The sequence below is a fragment of the Streptomyces sp. NPDC057302 genome, assembly GCF_042667685.1.
GTDB lineage: Bacteria > Actinomycetota > Actinomycetes > Streptomycetales > Streptomycetaceae > Streptomyces.
In genome coordinates this window covers 14,686-30,192 of sequence record NZ_JBHUZJ010000100.1, presented here as the reverse complement: position 1 = coordinate 30,192, position 15,507 = coordinate 14,686, and the positions used below count along the sequence as shown (strand labels likewise).

General features: G+C 72.0%; 13 protein-coding genes. 4 read left to right on the top strand and 9 right to left on the bottom strand.

All coding sequences use genetic code 11. The features are described from left to right. Window positions 1–66 precede the first annotated feature (66 nt). The 5 genes from ACFUPX_RS39595 to ACFUPX_RS39575 all read right to left on the bottom strand — a co-directional run bounded on the left by ACFUPX_RS39595 (window position 67) and on the right by ACFUPX_RS39575 (window position 6,812). Window positions 67–3,129 carry an NPCBM/NEW2 domain-containing protein gene (locus tag ACFUPX_RS39595; RefSeq protein WP_383333758.1) on the bottom strand — a complete coding sequence of 1,021 codons (3,063 nt, stop codon included), beginning with the start codon at window positions 3,127–3,129 and terminating at the stop codon, window positions 67–69. A gap of 101 nt (window positions 3,130–3,230) precedes the next feature. Next, window positions 3,231–4,460 carry a cysteine--1-D-myo-inosityl 2-amino-2-deoxy-alpha-D-glucopyranoside ligase gene (gene mshC / locus ACFUPX_RS39590; RefSeq protein ID WP_383333756.1) on the bottom strand — a complete coding sequence of 410 codons (1,230 nt, stop codon included), beginning with the start codon at window positions 4,458–4,460 and terminating at the stop codon, window positions 3,231–3,233. Window positions 4,461–4,614: 154 nt separating this feature from the next. Continuing rightward, window positions 4,615–5,490 (bottom strand): SCO1664 family protein, encoded by an 876-nt coding sequence (locus tag ACFUPX_RS39585; RefSeq protein ID WP_383333754.1) that lies wholly within the window; start codon window positions 5,488–5,490, stop codon window positions 4,615–4,617. After that, a complete protein-coding gene (locus tag ACFUPX_RS39580) occupies window positions 5,454–6,044 on the bottom strand; it encodes a DUF3090 domain-containing protein (RefSeq protein WP_383333752.1) in 591 nt (196 codons plus the stop codon). The genes ACFUPX_RS39585 and ACFUPX_RS39580 overlap by 37 nt, the downstream gene beginning before the upstream one ends. Before the next feature lie 81 nt (window positions 6,045–6,125). Next, the gene (locus tag ACFUPX_RS39575) at window positions 6,126–6,812 is read right to left on the bottom strand and encodes a histidine phosphatase family protein (protein ID WP_383333750.1); all 687 of its coding nucleotides are present in this window, start codon (window positions 6,810–6,812) and stop codon (window positions 6,126–6,128) included. 62 nt (window positions 6,813–6,874) lie between these two features. Here ACFUPX_RS39575 and corA point away from each other — a divergent pair, with 62 nt between their 5' ends. Further along, window positions 6,875–7,873 (top strand): magnesium/cobalt transporter CorA, encoded by a 999-nt coding sequence (gene corA, locus ACFUPX_RS39570; protein WP_383333760.1) that lies wholly within the window; start codon window positions 6,875–6,877, stop codon window positions 7,871–7,873. 25 nt (window positions 7,874–7,898) lie between these two features. Here corA and ACFUPX_RS39565 read toward each other — a convergent pair whose 3' ends face one another. Further along, window positions 7,899–8,687, bottom strand: a complete 789-nt coding sequence (locus ACFUPX_RS39565; protein ID WP_383333748.1) for a ferritin-like domain-containing protein — start codon at window positions 8,685–8,687, stop codon at window positions 7,899–7,901. A gap of 223 nt (window positions 8,688–8,910) precedes the next feature. Further along, window positions 8,911–9,960 (bottom strand): LLM class F420-dependent oxidoreductase, encoded by a 1,050-nt coding sequence (locus ACFUPX_RS39560; RefSeq protein WP_383333746.1) that lies wholly within the window; start codon window positions 9,958–9,960, stop codon window positions 8,911–8,913. Window positions 9,961–10,125: 165 nt separating this feature from the next. Between ACFUPX_RS39560 and ACFUPX_RS39555 the strand changes: the two genes are divergently transcribed. Both ACFUPX_RS39555 and ACFUPX_RS39550 read left to right on the top strand, forming a co-directional pair. After that, entirely contained in the window at window positions 10,126–11,106 is a 981-nt protein-coding gene (locus ACFUPX_RS39555; RefSeq protein WP_383333744.1) for an aldo/keto reductase, read from the top strand. After that, window positions 11,103–13,397, top strand: coding sequence for a helix-hairpin-helix domain-containing protein (locus tag ACFUPX_RS39550; protein WP_383333742.1), 2,295 nt, complete (start codon window positions 11,103–11,105; stop codon window positions 13,395–13,397). The genes ACFUPX_RS39555 and ACFUPX_RS39550 overlap by 4 nt, the downstream gene beginning before the upstream one ends. 93 nt (window positions 13,398–13,490) lie before the next feature. On the opposite strand, the gene ACFUPX_RS39545 is transcribed toward ACFUPX_RS39550, so the two are convergent. Continuing rightward, complete coding sequence (locus tag ACFUPX_RS39545) at window positions 13,491–14,234, bottom strand: hypothetical protein (protein ID WP_383333740.1); 744 nt, start codon at window positions 14,232–14,234, stop codon at window positions 13,491–13,493. Window positions 14,235–14,281: 47 nt separating this feature from the next. On the opposite strand from ACFUPX_RS39545, the gene ACFUPX_RS39540 reads away from it, so the two are divergent. Then, a complete protein-coding gene (locus ACFUPX_RS39540) occupies window positions 14,282–14,470 on the top strand; it encodes a DUF5703 family protein (RefSeq protein ID WP_055544534.1) in 189 nt (62 codons plus the stop codon). 100 nt (window positions 14,471–14,570) lie between these two features. On the opposite strand, the gene ACFUPX_RS39535 is transcribed toward ACFUPX_RS39540, so the two are convergent. Then, entirely contained in the window at window positions 14,571–15,422 is an 852-nt protein-coding gene (locus tag ACFUPX_RS39535; protein WP_383333738.1) for a chaplin family protein, read from the bottom strand. Between the last annotated feature and the right edge of the window lie 85 nt (window positions 15,423–15,507).

Below are 15,507 nucleotides of genomic sequence, written 5' to 3'. Positions count from 1 at the left end.
GGGCGGAGTCCTTCCCGCCCGGCGCCGCTCCCCGCCTGCCCGCCGGCCTCCTTGCCGACGACCGGCCTACGCGCAGCTGAACTTCGCCGCTGCCCAGTCCCCGTGGTCCCCGCTCTTGGAGCCGTTGGTGTCGGTCACCTTCAGCTCCACGTGCCGCGCCCCGCTCACGTCGACGTCCACCGGCACGGTCGCCGACGCACCCGTCACCTTGGGCGAGGTCCACAGCACCTTGCCGTCGGCCTCTACGGAGAAGGCGACCTCTCCGTAGCCGTTGATCTCGTCGTCGATGCCGGCGTCGGCGGTGAAGCGCGTGCACTTGCCGCCGGTGTAGACCTCGACGGCGGAGTCGGCGTGGGTGCCGAGCCCCTTCTCGTACGTCTTCCCGGCGAGGGTCAGCGGATGGCCGTCCGAGGCGCCCGACTCCCCGTTGCTGCGGTCGCGTTCGGCGGGTCCGTAACCGTTGCTGGACTTGAGCCACACCATGTCGCTCGCCCAGGTGTCGGCCGTCGGCGCCGGAGGCATGACGGCGACCGCGATCCGCTGGGTGGCGGTGCGGTCCTGGCCCGCCGAGCGGTGGCGGGCCGTCGCCGTCAGCGGCTGCTCACCGGGGTCGGCGCCCTTGGGCGGGGTGACGGCGACCTCGACGCGCTGTGTGGCGCCCGCCTTGACGCGACTGGCGTGGGCCGTGCCCGCGGTCCAGCCCTTCGGCACGTCCAGGGTGACGTCGACCCCGGTGGCGTCCCGCGTCCCCGCGGTGACGTCGACGGCGACCTTGCCCGCCGCTCCCGCGCCGATCTCCTGACCCGCGGGTGCGCTCAGCGCGGCTGCGGCGCCGGGTACGGCGCCCCCGACCGCGCTGGTGTCGTCCAGTTCGAGCGCGAAGGACCGGTCGGTGCGGATCGCCGCCGTCTTCACCTCGACGACACCGCCCCGGTCGTCGCGGTCGTAGAACCAGCCCCGCGCCGCCTTCTCGTACGCCGTCCTCGAGGTGAACCGCGCCAGCTTGTCGCCGCCCAGTTCCACGCGGCTCGGCGCGTCACCGGTGTGCAGCGTGAACGCGTACGGCCGCTTGGTCTGCTTGCCGCTGAACTCGCCCTTGCTCGCGCCGATCCGCACCCGTACGTCGCCCGCCCCGGAGCGCGGCGCATCGACGTCGGCGCGCTGGGTGGCGTACTTGCCCTCGCGGTGCTGCCTGCTCTCGCCGTCGTCCTCGTACAGCTCGAAGGAGGACTTCCCCTGCGGGTAGATGTCCCAGGCGAGCGGAGAGTCCGCGGCGCGGTCCTTGTAGGACCTGATGCCGCCGGGCCACATCGGCACGGTGGCACCGCCCTTGACGAAGAGCGGCAGGGTGTCGAGGGGCGCGCTGTAGCCGTCGACGGTGGTCGGCCCCTGGTACGTACGGCCGCTCCAGTAGTCGGTCCACGTGCCCTTGGGGAGGTAGATGGAGTCCCGGACGGTCGTGTCCTTGTAGACGGGCGCGACGAGGAAGTCCTCGCCCGTCAGGAACTCGTACTTGGCGGCGTCGGTGGCGGCCTTCGGGTCGTCGGGGTATTCGAGGGCCAGCGGGCGCACGGCGCCGACGCCGGTCTCGGTCGCCTCGTGGCCGTACGAGTAGAGGTAGGGCAGCAGGGATTCGTGCAGCTTCAGGTACTTGCGGTTGATGGAGGTGTAGGGCTCTCCGTAGCGGAAGGGCTGCTTGTCGTTGGCCGCCCAGCCGTCCATCGTCATCGTGACCGGCAGGAACGACTTCCACTGGAGGTCGCGCGCGTACGTCTTGGCGCTGCCTCCGAAGATGCCGTCCACGTCACCGGTCGTGTAGGCCATGCCGGACATGGTCGCGCCCGCGTACGTGGGGATCTGCCAGCGGATGTACTCCCAGCTGCCGCTCTGGTCGCCGGACCACTGCACTCCGCAGCGCTGGGCGCCCGACCAGCTCTCGGGGGCCCAGGTGAAGCCGCGGGCATCGCTGTTGTCCTCGATGCCCTTGTAGGCGTCCTTGCAGCCGTCGAGCGCCTTCTTGTAGCCGTCGCCGACCCAGGCGACGTCGAGCTTGGCGATGCGCTGGCCCGCCTTGACCTGGTCTGCGATCTTGTCGATGCCGTCCTCGGTCCACAGCCCGAGCTGCATGTCGCGGTCCTGGAGGCCCTTGGCGGTCTCGGCGAGGTCCTCGTAGCCGCAGCCGTACCCGTCGTTGACGAGCATCCAGCCGTTCGGCATGTCGTGCTTCTTGTACTCGTCCGCGATCTTCAGGGAGTCCAGGGTGTGCCGCTCGCCCTGGTTGGCGTTGTGGAGGTAGCAGTCGGCGTCACCGATCTCCATCCCGTACATGGGCGGCAGGAACGGCTTTCCGGTGAGCTTGGTGTACTGCCCTATGACTCCCTTGACGTCCTTGGCGCCGCGTCCCGCGAAGTAGTAGGCGTCGAAGCGCTGTTCCTCGGCGGTGGCCGTCACCGGCTCCGCGAAGTCATAGGTGTTGGGGGCGTACGTGTTCCGGAAGACTCCGTAGCCCTGCGAAGACAGGTAGAACGGCACGGAGTTGGGGTGGCCGCCGTCGTCCCAGTTGTAGTCGACGCTCACCTCGACCTTCTTGCCGCGGTGCGAGGTGTTGCCGCGGCCGTTCTGCATCCCGGCGCCGTAGTACTGCTCGTCGGCGCCGCGGGCCAGGCTCTGGGTGGTGGCGTCCTTGGTCCAGCTCAGGCCCTTGGACTCGGCCCAGATTTGGGTGCCGTCGGAGCGGTACAGGGCGAAGCGCAGCGGGGACTTGTAGGCGCGCAGCGTCACCTTGGAGGTGCGCAGTTCGTAGCGGTCGCCCTTGTCGGCCCACTTGGTGCGCGGCGGGTCCCCCTGTGGAAGGACGATGTCCTTGCCGGTCGGATCGGTGAACGCGCCGTCGGGGGCGAGTTCGAGCCGGAACGTCTCGTCCGACACGAAGCTGACGCGGGCCACGGCCTTGCCCGCGGTGAGGCGGTACACGGAACCGTCGGCGGCGAAGTCCGTGACGTCCCCGACCGTGGTCGCGGGATCGTCGGCGGCTTGCGCGGCGCCGCCACCGGGGCCGGCGAACACCGCGAGGAGACCGAGCAGGGCGGCTGCGACGGCCGCCCGTCTGAAGCGGGTGGGTGATCTCATGGCCGGTGTCTAACGCCCCGGAGGGTGTGGTGGCCATGGACTTTGCCGAGCCACTACTGGACTCCTGGAAGGGAATCCGGCAGCGGCCCGGCGAACAGGTCCTACAGGGCCACGCCGAGCAGCGCGTCGACCGCACGGGAGACGACGCCGGGGGCGCCCTCCTCCGTGCCGCCCTCGGCCTCCTGGCGGGCGGCCCAGGCGTCGACCGCGGCGAGCGCGGCCGGGGCGTCCAGGTCGTCGGCCAGGGCCACGCGGATCTCCTCGACCAGCGCGTCGGCGGAGGGTCCGTCGGGACGGGAGACTGCGGCACGCCACCGGCCGAGGCGCTCCACGGCCTCGGTCAGGACGGCGTCGGTCCACTCCCAGTCGGCGCGGTAGTGGTGGGCGAGCAGCGCCAGGCGGATGGCGGCCGGGTCGGTCCCGTCGCGCCTCAGCTTCGACACGAAGACGAGGTTGCCCTTGGACTTGGACATCTTCGCGCCGTCCAGGGCGACCATGCCGGCGTGCACGTACGCCTTGGCGAACGGGTGCTCGCCGGTGAGCGCCTGGGCGTGCGAGGCGCCCATCTCGTGGTGCGGGAAGGCGAGGTCGGAGCCGCCGCCCTGCACGTCGAAGCCCATCCCCAGGTGGTCGAGGGCGATGGCGACGCACTCGATGTGCCAGCCGGGGCGGCCACGGCCGAGGGACGCGCCGTCCCAGCTCGGCTCGCCCTCGCGGGCGGCCATCCAGAGCATCGGGTCGAGCGGGTCCTTCTTGCCCGGCCGGTCCGGGTCGCCGCCGCGCTCGGCGGAGAGCAGCTTCATCGCGGAGGCGTCGAGTCCGGAGACCTCACCGAAGTGCGGGTCGGACTCCACGGAGAAGTAGACGTCGCCTTCCAGCTCATAGGCGGCGCCCATGTCCCTGAGGCGTTCGACGAGCGGCACGATGCCGGGTATCGCCTCGACTGCTCCGATGTAGTGCTGCGGCGGAAGCAGTCGCAGGGCGGTCATGTCCTCGCGGAACAGGGCGGTCTCGCCTTCGGCGAGCTCCACCCAGTCCTTGCCGTCGCGGATGGCGCGTTCCAGGAGCGGGTCGTCCACGTCGGTCACGTTCTGGACGTAATGAACCTGCCGCTTGTTGTCGAGCCACACGCGCTGCACGAGGTCGAACGCGTTGTAGGTCGCCGCGTGACCCATGTGGGTGGCGTCGTACGGAGTGATGCCGCAGACGTAGATACGGGCGACGGGACCGGGGTCAAGGGTGACAAGACCACCGGTCGCGGTGTCGTGGATCCGGAGGTCGCGGCCCTTGCCAGGAAGGGCGGGGACCTCAGAAGCGGGCCAGGCATGCATGCCATGAGCCTAACCGGACGGAGCGTCCGTATACGAGTGGGGGCCTGGCGGGGGCGCCTCGGACCGGCCACTGCACCGCCGCCGCGCGCCGGTTTTTCCCCCGCCCACCGCTCACCCGGCAGCCCGCCGCTCGTGGTGGCAGGCGTTCCAGAGATCAGACCGGCGGCCACGGAATGGCAGGCCACTCGCCGCCGGGCACGGGATGCCGACCCGAGGCCAGCAGCGCGGCGACCCGCGCGCGCAGCGCGTCCACCTCGGCCCCGGTGATCAGCTCCGCCAGCCGCGAGGCAAGGGCGGCGCCCTCCACGAGCCCGTCCCGCAGGGACTCAAGGACCTCCACCGCCTCGGCGGTGAGCGACTCGCCCGCCCACCCCCACAACAGCGTCCGCAGCTTGTCCTCGGCATTGAACGAGACCCCGTGGTCGATCCCGTAGAGACGCCCCCCGCGGGTCAGCAGATGCCCACCCTTGCGATCCGCGTTGTTGATCACCGCGTCGAGCACGGAGAGCCGCCGCAACCGCTCGTCGTCCGCGTGCACGAGAAGCGCCGTCCGCCCCTCCCCCACATCGGCGAAGCCGATCGCCTTCCAGCCCTCGCCGGGCTCCGCGCCCTCGACGAGGGCCAGCAGCTCCCCGCCGTCCTCGGAGGACTGCGGGTCGGACTCCGAGCCCTCGATCCACAGCTGGCACATGCCCTCGCCGTGCGGCCCGTCCCGCAGCACGGTCGGCGGGACGAGGCCCCACCCCGTCGCCTCGGAAACCTCGTACGCGGCCATCTCCCGCTGCGCCAGCGTCCCGTCGGGGAAATCCCACAGGGGACGCTCCCCGGCGACCGGCTTGTAGACACAGGCGGCTTCCCGGCCCTCGTACGAGACCGAGCAGTAGAGCACCGCGTTCGAGGCCTCGCGGATCCGCCCCCGCACGGTCAGCTCGCCGCGGGTGAGCAGGTCCACGACACCGTCGGACGCACCGGCCCGGTCGGTGCCGGAGGGGCTCACGCGCCCCGCCGGTACCCGTTCTGCCGCGGGCATACATGTCCTTCCGGGTCGAGCGGGAGGCTGCACAGCGGGCACGGCGGCCGCCCCGCGTTCACGACGTCCAGGGCGCGCTTGGCGAACGCGCGCGCCTGCGCCCCGGTGAGCCGGACGCGCAGCATCGGCGGCCCGTTCTCCTCGTCCTGCAGAAGCCTTTCCTCGGCCTCCGCGAGATCCTCGTCGGACTCGGCGTCCAGTTCGACCAGGGCCTGCGCCTCGACGATCATCCGCTCCTCGTCGCCGTCCCAGGCGAGCGCCATCGTGCCGACGCGGAACTCCTCCTCGACGGGCGAGTCCAGGGGCGCGCTGTCATCGACCTCGGCGGGTGCGACGGCGGGTACGGGAGCATTGCCGCCGCTGCGGCGCACGACCTCGTCGAGGAGCTCTTCCATGCGTTCGGCGAGCGCCGCCACCTGCGTCTTCTCCAGGGCGACACTGGTCACCCGGATTCCGGCGGACGCCTGGAGGAAGAACGTGCGCCGTCCGGGGAGCCCGACGGTTCCGGCCACGAAGCGTTCCGGCGGGTCGTAGAGGAACACCTGACGCGACACGTCCTGTCTCCATTGGGATCGACTGCGATTGATCATTTGCGCCCGTGCGGCGCGACCACTGCACCCTACTGCGGGTGACGATCACGGTGCTCCCGTGTCGCCGCCCACCGCCGCGTCACTGCCGGGCGGCTCCACGCGGGGCGCGAGCGACCCGAAGTCGCCGGTGTCCCCCAGGCGTACGAGAAAGGGCCGCAGGCGCGTGAAGCGGATGGCCGTCACGGAGCAGGGCTCCACGGAGATGCGCTGGAAGAGGTCCAGGTGCAGTCCGATGGCGTCCGCGACAAGGGACTTGATGATGTCGCCGTGCGAGCACATCAGGTACACGGCGTCCGCGCCGTGCTCGCGCTCCACGCGCGCGTTCCACTCGCGTACCGCCTCCGCCGCCCGCGTCTGCATGGCCCGCATGGACTCGCCGCCCGGGAAGGCGGCCGCCGACGGGTGCTGCTGTACGACCTCCATCAGCGGTTCACCGGACAGCTCGGCCAGCTTGCGGCCCGACCAGTCGCCGTAGTCGCACTCCCCGATGCGCTCCTCGGTGTGCGACCGCAGGCCGGGCCGAGCGGCGAGCAGCGGCGCGACGGTCTCCTGGCAGCGCTGGAGCGGGCTCGTGACGACTTCGGCGAGCGGCAGGTCCGCGAGGCGCCCGGGGAGCGCCGCGGCCTGTGCGGCGCCGCGCTCGTCCAGGGCCACGCCGGGGGTCCACCCGGCGAGCAGTCCCGCGGTGTTGGCGGTGGATCGTCCGTGCCGGACGAGGATCAGCGTGGGCATGCGGGCCAGCCTAAGCGGCCGACGAAGTGCGCCCCGCGCCGAGGTTCGGAAGAATGCGCTCCGTGATTGTGGACTGCGCGATGTACCGGGAAGGCCGCCGGACCGAGTGCGAGGCCGACTTCTCGGACGCCCTCGACGACGCGCGCAGCGCGGGAGACGCGTTCGTCTGGGTGGGCCTGTACGAACCGACGGAGGAAGAGTTCGACGAGGTCAGCAGGGAGTTCGGGCTGCATCCGCTGGCCGTGGAGGACGCCTTGAAGGCGCATCAGCGGCCCAAGCTCGAAGTGTTCGACGACTCGCTCTTCGTGGTCCTGAAGCCCGTCATGTACGAGGCGGACAGCGACGCCGTCTCGTCGGGCGAGGTCATGGTCTTCATCGGCGACGCCTTCGCGGTGACGGTCCGGCACGGCGAGGGCTCGCCCCTCGGTGTCGTACGCCGTCGTCTGGAGGAGGAGCCTCAGATGCTCAAGCACGGCCCGACCTCCGTCCTGTACGCGATCGCCGACGCCACGGTCGACCACTACCTGGACGTCGCGGGCGAGCTGCAGACCGACCTGGAGGAGCTGGAGGCGGAGGTCTTCTCGCCCGACAGCGGCGGCAGCCGCAACACCGCGTCGCGGATCTACCGGTTCAAGCGGCAGATCGTGGAGTTCCGCCGGGCCACGGGACCGTTGGCGATGCCCATGATGCGCCTCTCCGGAACGGGCCCCTTCGCGCCCGACGTGCCCTTCGTGAAGGGCGCGGCGCAGCCCTTCTTCCGGGACGTCAGCGATCACCTGACGCGCGTGAACGACTGGGTGGACAGCCTCGACCGCCTGGTGTCGGACATCCTCTCCGCCCACCTGGCCCAGATGAGCGTGCGGCAGAACGACGACATGCGGAAGATCTCGGCGTGGGCCGCCATGGCCGCGGTCCCCACGATGATCGCCGGGGTCTACGGCATGAACTTCGACCACATGCCCGAGCTCCACTGGGTCTGGTCCTACCCGGCCGTGATCCTGCTGATGGTCGCGCTCGAGTTCTTCCTCTACCGGCAGTTCAAGCGCCGCGGCTGGCTCTAGCGCCCCGCCCGGTGCCCGCCCGGGTTCAGGCGAACCCGGGCGCCGGGGCGGCGGGACCGCCGAGGGCGTCGCGCCGCTGGGGCATCTTCAGGGACACCATCCGGCGCCAGCCGCCGACGCGTTCGTACGCGTAGACGGCACGGATGCCCGAGGCGAGCGCCGCGGACTTGGGCTTCGGCCAGCCCAGGACGCGTCCCATGTGGCCCATCACGGCGAGGCTCACGTCGCGGTACACGCGGGTCTCGGCACGGGCGCACTCGTGCAGGGTGTCCAGGATCGTCCGCCCGTGTCCGGCGGCCGCCAGGCGCAGCAGCTCCTCGTGGCAGTAGGCCAGGTGGTTGTCCTCGTCGTGGGAGATCATCTTTATGGCCTTGCCGACTTCGGGGTGGTCTCCGAAGTACGTGACCAGCATGTCCATCTGGTCGGCGGCACGCTGTTCGGTGACGCGGCTGTGCGCGAGGTAGACGACGACGTCCCGCTCGGCCAGCGGCTCTTCGCGGCGCAGCTTCTCGTGCGCGAGGCCGATGCCCTGCCGCTCCAGGAGCATGGTGTAGTCGGTCTCCGGCGGCACAGGGACGGGGTCGAGGCCACGCTTCTTCAGAAGGGCGTCGAAGATCCGCCCGTGCTTGTCCTCGTCGGCGCCGTGCCGGGTGACCTTCGGGGTGAGGGAGCGCTGGCTCTCCGGGAGGAGCGCCGCGATGCGCCCGTTCTCCCAGCCGCCCTGCGACTCCCCGCTGGCCGCGATGGAACAGAAGAGCTGGAAAGACTCGTCGTTGTCGAGGATCTCCTCGAAGACACTCCTGGCCGAAAGCATCACTGGCACCTCCATGCCCTCCGCGCGAACTCCGCAAAGAGCAAGTCAAATGCCGTGGCGCGGGTGTGGCAACAGCTGTCAGGGAGAGCTGCGCCAAACGAAGGACAGCTGACCACGGACGGGGCCGTAACCGAGAGGCCGCGCGGCGCGTTGTGTTCCGTGACGGCCGTGGCGGGGAAGACCCCCGAGCCCCCACCACGGCCGCAGAACTTCTCCCCTTGGCTCAGGCGAGCCCAGCGCGCTCCAGTGCCTGTGTGCCCGCGCGCAGAGCCGCGATCCGCTCGTCCAGCGTGAAGCCGGCGGGCGCCAGCGTGAGCGTGGTGACCCCGGCGGCCGCGTAGGCCTGCATCCGCTCGGCGATGCGGTCCACGGACCCGAGCAGCGTGGTCGAGTCGATCAGCTCGCGCGGTACCGCGGCTGCCGCGCCCTCCTTGTCGCCGGACAGGTACTTGTCCTGGATCTCGGCGGCTTCCTTCTCGTACCCCATGCGCTGGGCGAGCTGGTTGTAGAAGTTCTGCTTGCGGCTGCCCATGCCGCCCACGTAGAGGGCGGTGTACGGGCGGAACATGTCCGCGAGGGCGCTGACGTCGTCGCCCACCGCGAGCGGCACCGTCGGGACGACGTCGAAGCCCTCCATCGTCTTGCCCGCCTTCTCGCGCCCCGCGCGCAGGTGGCGGATCGCGGTGTCCTCCAGGTGCTCGGCGGAGGGGAAGATCAGCAGGGCGCCGTCGGCGATCTCGCCGGTCTGCTCCAGGTTCTTGGGGCCGATCGCGGCGACGTACAGCGGGATGTGCTCGCGCTGCGGGTGGACGGTGAGCTTGATGGGCTTGCCGGGGCCGCCGGGCAGCGGGAGCGTCCAGTGCTCGCCCTCGTAGCTGAGGCGCTCGCGCGTCATCGCCTTGCGGACGATCTCGACGTACTCGCGGGTGCGGGCCAGCGGCTTGTCGAACTTGACGCCGTACCAGCCCTCGGAGACCTGCGGCCCCGATACGCCCAGGCCCAGGCGGAAGCGGCCGCCGGAGAGCGAGTCGAGCGTGGCGGCCGTCATGGCGGTCATCGCGGGCTGCCGGGCCGGGATCTGGAAGATCGCGGATCCGATGTCGATGCGTTCGGTCTGCGCGGCCACCCAGGACAGCACCGTCGCGGCGTCCGAGCCGTAGGCCTCCGCGGCCCAGCAGACCGCGTAGCCGAGCTTGTCGGCCTCCTTGGCGACGGCGAGGTTGTCCGCGTCCATCCCCGCGCCCCAGTAGCCGAGGTTGATACCGAGCTGCATGGCCGAATCCCCTTACTGAGCAGTAACGTTCCCTGTGCCGGGGACTGTAGCGCGTGGCCCCGCGCGCCGTCAGCGGCGGGCGGAGGGGTGGCCGGGTTCTCCACAGGCACAGGTTTGTCCACAGCCCCTCACGTCACTGGAGCACGGCCAGTAATCTCAGCGCCCATGGAGCAGAGGCATCTCGGCCGTACCGGCCTTCGCGTGTCCCGGATCGGACTCGGCACCCTTACCTGGGGACACACCCAGGAGAGCGACGCCGCCGATCTGCTGAAGGTGTTCTGGGAAGCGGGCGGCAGCCTCGTCGACACGGCCGATGTGTACGGCGACGGGGAGGCGGAGTATCTGCTCGGCCGACTCATAGAACGGCTGGTGCCGCGGCGCGATCTGGTCATCGCGACCAAGGCGGGCAGCGTGCCCGACCCCGACCGCCGCTTCGACGGCTCGCGCGGCCACCTCCTCTCCGCGCTCGACGCGTCCCTGGCCCGTCTGGGCACGGATTACGTGGACCTGTGGCAGCTGCACGCCTTCGACCCCTGCACGCCCCTGGACGAGACCCTCCAGGCCCTGGACATCGCCGTCAGCAGCGGCCGGGCACGCTATGCGGGCATCTCGAACTTCTCCGGCTGGCAGCTCGCCAAGGCGGCGACCTGGCAGCTCGCGGCGCCGGGCTCGCGAACGCGCCTGGCCAGTACGCAGATGGAGTACTCCCTGCTGCAGCGCGGGGTCGAGCGGGAGCTGCTGCCCGCGGCGATGGACCTGGGCGTGGGCCTGCTGCCCTCCTCGCCGCTCGGCCGCGGCGTGCTCACCGGGAAGTACCGCCACTCCACCCCGGCCGACTCGCGCGGCGGCTCCGAGCATCTGGCGCCCTTCGTCGCGCCCTACCTGGACGACGCCGCGAGCCGCATCGTCGACGCGGTCGCCACGGCGGCGGACGGCCTCGCGGCCACGCCCCTGCACGTCGCCCTCGCCTGGGTGCGCGACCGCCCGGGAGTGACCGCGCCGATCGTCGGCGCGCGCAACGCGCAGCAGCTCACGGCCGCATTGTCAGTGGAGACCCTTAGTCTTCCTGACGAGATCTGCCAGGCGCTCGACGATGTGTCGGCGCCCGTGCACCGCTACCCCGATCAGGACTGGAGCACGCTGTGAGTACGGAGCCGGAAACCGCTGCCGCGCAGGAAGCGGAGCCCGCTGCCGCGCAGGAAGCGGAGCCCGCTGCCGCGCAGGAAGCGGAGCCCGCTGCCGCGCAGGAGACCGGGGCACAGGCGCCGGAGGCCGCGGGCGCGGCCGACACCGACACCGACGCTGCTGCCGCCGGCTCCGAGGGTCCTGACGCCGCGGGCGACACCGCAGACGCCACCGCCGACGCCACGGATTCCGCGGACGCCGCCGCCGAGAGCAAGGAGCTCTCGGAGACCGAGGCCGAGATCGCGGCCCAGCGGGAGCTGCTCGAGCGGATCGCCGAGCGCAAGGCCGCCAAGCAGGGACCTGTCGACGCCGGGGCCAAGCTCAGCGGCAAGGCCGCCGATCTGCTGGCCGCCGTGCGCGCGGTGGAGAGCGGCGAGAAGCCTGCCGCCAGCGCCTTCCGCGAGCCCGAGCCCGCACCGCGCAAGGCCGCGCCCGAACCCGTGCGGCGCCCGCAGCCCGTCGTGACGGCCGCCTCGGGCCCCGGCGACGAAGCGGTGGCGGCGGTCCGTGCCGTGCTCGCGGACGGCGGAGCGCCCGCCGACCTCGCCGCGCGGACGGCGGCAGCGCTCGGCGAAGGCGCCGACGCGCAGCTTCGGGACGACCCCTGGCAGTTGCTGCGGGTCACCGGCGTGCGCACGGAACAGGCCGACGGATTCGCGCGGGCGCTGCTCGGCGCCGAGTGCGGACCCGACGACGAGCGCAGGGGCCGCGCGATCACCGCCTGGCTCCTCGAACAGGCTGCCGTCGCCGGGCACACGGCACTGGACGCGGCTGCGCTCACCGCGGCGCTCGGGCAGCGTGCCGTGCCCGATCCGGACGCGGCGGTGCAGAGCGCCATCGCGGAGGGCGACATCCTGGTCTTCCAGGACGTCATCGAGACGCCGGGAGCTCCGGCCCCCGTGCGGCAGGAAAGCACCGACGACGAGGGCGCGGACGAGGGCGAGGAGGCCGCGCAGCCGGTCCGCGTCCTGGTCGGCCTCGAGCAGTACGCCCTCGCGGAGGAGAGCCTCGCCGACGGACTCGCCCGCGTGATCAACTCCCTGCCGAAGGAAGAGAACGCGGGCCCGGGGTCCGACGACTGGGAGTCCGCCGCCGCAGTAGCATCCGGTTCCACCGCCGAGCTGATCCGCGCGGCGGCCGGTCACGGCCTCGTCCTGCACACCGGCGGCGAGGCGGCTCGCGCCGAACCGGCCGCCCTCGTGGCCGCCGCGGCGGGCCTGGGCCTGCGGGCGTGGGCGGCCACGCACAGCACCGCGGGGCGGGGGCGCGTCGCCGGGCTGACGGGCACGGACGAAGCGGGCACGGCGACCGTGGCGGGGCTGCTCTCCGGGGCCGAGGGCCCCGGACGGGACAGGGACGGAGCGCTCGCCCTCGACCTCCTGGTGGTCCTGGACGCACCGCAGCTGGACGTGGAGAGCGCCGCGATGCTGGTGGAGTCCCTGCCGGACGGCGCCCGCCTGGTGCTGAGCGGCGACACGGGGGTGCTGTGGTCGGCGGGCCCCGGTCGGGTCTTCGCCGATCTCCTGGCGGCGCGCTGCTGCCCGCAGGTCGTCTCGCGCGTCCCGGACCCCGGGCCCATCGGGGAGCTGGTCTCCGGCGTCGGCATCGGCGAGCTGAACCAGGTCGAGGCGCCGGGCAAGGAAGTCGTGATCGTCCCCGTGCGTGACGCGGGCGAGGCGGTCCACCGCACGGTGCAGCTCGTGGCGGACTCGGTGCCCCGGGCGATCGGGGTGCCCACCGAGGACACCCAGGTCATCACTCCCGGGCACGGCGGCGCCGCGGGCACCCGCGCGCTCAACACCGCGCTCAAGGAGCGGCTGAACCCCGGCCCCGGCCGGTTCGGCGGCTTCGACCCCGGTGACCGCGTCGCCCACGTCCCGGCGCCCGGACGCACGACGCTGGGCCGGGTCCTGCGGGCCGACGCGGAGGGGCTGCACCTGGAGTGTGACGGCGCCCCCGTCGTCGTACCGAAGGAGCAGGTGGAGCAGACCGTGCGGCACGCCTGGGCGCTCACCGCGCACCAGGCCGTGGGCCTGAGCTGGCCCGCGGCGGTCGTGGTGCTGCCCGGCGACGCGACGGCGGCCCTGAGCAGGCCGTGGGTCTACACCGCGTTCAGCCGCGGCGAGCGGCACCTGTCGGTGGTGCAGGGCGCGGAGCAGGCGCTGCCGCGCGCGGTGGCGGAGATCCCCGCGAAGGCCCGCACGACGCGCCTCCAGACCCTGCTGCGCCCCCAGGTCCCCGCCACGGCCTGAGCCGGAGGAGGTCCGTCCCGCGCTTCCGGGCGCCGGTGCATCCACCGGCGCCCGGAAGCAGCGGGCACGGCCCTGAAGGGTCAGCGATCCGCGTCAGCGATCCGCGTCCAAGGGGCTCCTGTCGTCGTCGTCGACGACGTCGAGCTCCTCCAGGACCGCCACGGCGTCGGGGTCGACGCGGACGCGGTCGTCGGCATCGCTGCCGTCGTCGTCCGGATCGTCGTCGAAGACGGCGCTGACGTCGAACCGGCACACGACCCGGTGCGGGTCCGCCTGGTCGAAGGGGGCGTCGAGCCACTCGCCCGGCTCGGCGGGTTCGTCCGCCGCGGTGACCCAGAGCGTGGAGTCGCCCTCCTCCAGGCCGAACTCCTTGTGCCGGGAGGCGATCTCGTCGGGCTCGAACTCCCCGAACAGAACGCCGAGTGCGGCGTGCACGCTGCTGCCCGCGGCTGCGGCGGCCGGGCTGTCGCCCGCCGTGTCCGCGTCCAGGTCCGCGACCCGCTGGGCCTGCGCGAGAAGCCGCTGCGGCTCCGCCACGGCGTAGTCCCTGCGGATCAGCACGCTCAGCGCGTTCGCCTCCTCCGGGCCCTGGTACGGCGGCAGCACATCGCTGTCCGAGCCGGGGATCTCGAAGGGGGTGACCTCGTCGTAGCGGTCGTAGAGGAGCTCGTCGTACTCCTCGGCCGCCGCGGCCAGCTCGTTGAACGCTTCGTAGACGGCCGGGTCGTCCTCCCCCGACCTGCGTTCGACCGCGGCAAGGTGACGGTCGAGCGCGGTCTTGACCGCCTCGGCGGCGGCGCGTACCTCGGCAGCGGTGGGCTGCGCAGCATCAGACATAGTGCAGACGCTATCCGTACCGGGCCTGTGCTTGCACAATAGATGCGATGCCGGAATACGAATTTGTCGACGTGTATGTGCCGCGCGGGGTTACCCGCAAGGAAGCAACGCGCCTGCTGACGGACCACGCGGAGTACGGACACTGGGAGTTGGACCGACTGAGCCTGCACTCGGACGGCAGCCGCAGAGTGCGGCTGAAGCGGCGGATCATCCGCCAGCTGCGGGCCACCTGGTGAGGTGAGAGAGCGACAATGGAGGGCGCCCCGACCAGACGGGACGCCCTCCATCGCGCTTAGCGGATCAAGCGGCCGACGTGCGGCCCCCGTGCGCCCTTGATCAGGCGGCCGACCGCGACCTGCGGTACAGCACCGTTCCCGCGAGCAGCATGCCCGCGCCGACCGGCAGCACTACGCCCATGGGCAGGTCGCTGCCCGTCTGAGCGAGCGATTCCGAGCCCTTCGGCATGTCGATGGCCTGCGCGCCCGGCTGGTTCGGCGACCCCGGGTGGCTGGGGATCGCGCGGTCGTCCGACGGCTTCTCACCCGGCGTCCCGGGCTTCCCCGGCTCTCCCGGATTACCGGGCTCGCCCGGGTTCCCCGGATTACCGGGCTCCCCCGGGTTGCCGGGCTCTCCCGGATTGCCCGGCTCCCCCGGATTACCGGGCTCACCGGGATTGCCCGGCTCCCCCGGGTTCCCCGGCTCGCCGGGATGCCCGGGGTTCTCGCCGCCCGGCGGGGTCCCCTTGCCCGAGTCGTTGAGGCAGTCGTCGCCGCCGGTCGCGTTGCCGAGACCGACGACGGTGACGCTGTTGCCGCAGACGTTCACCGGCACGTCGACCGGCAGCTGTACGTCGTTGCCCGAGCCGACTCCGGGCGAGTCACTGCTGTGGCCGTGCGCCGAGGCGCCGCCGCCCGAGGGCTTGTGCGAGCCGCCGCCACCCTTGTGGGAGGTGTTGGCGCAGTTGTTGCCCACCGCGGGGTTGAGCACCCCGACGACGTTGACGGTGTTGCCGCACACGTTCAGCGGCACATGCACCGGGAGCTGGACGGAGTTGCCGGACAGTACGCCCGGGGAGTCCGACGCACCCCCGCGGGCGCCCGAGTCGGCTTGCGCGTGTCCACCACTGATGGCGATTACGCCCGTCGCGGCCGCCACCGTGATCAGGCCTTTACGAGTGACCTGTCGCATAGGTTTTCCCTGTCTTATGACCTTCAGGAATGCGCACGCTCCTTGAGGCTCGTGCGCGGAATGCCGGAAGGCCCCGGAGTGCATG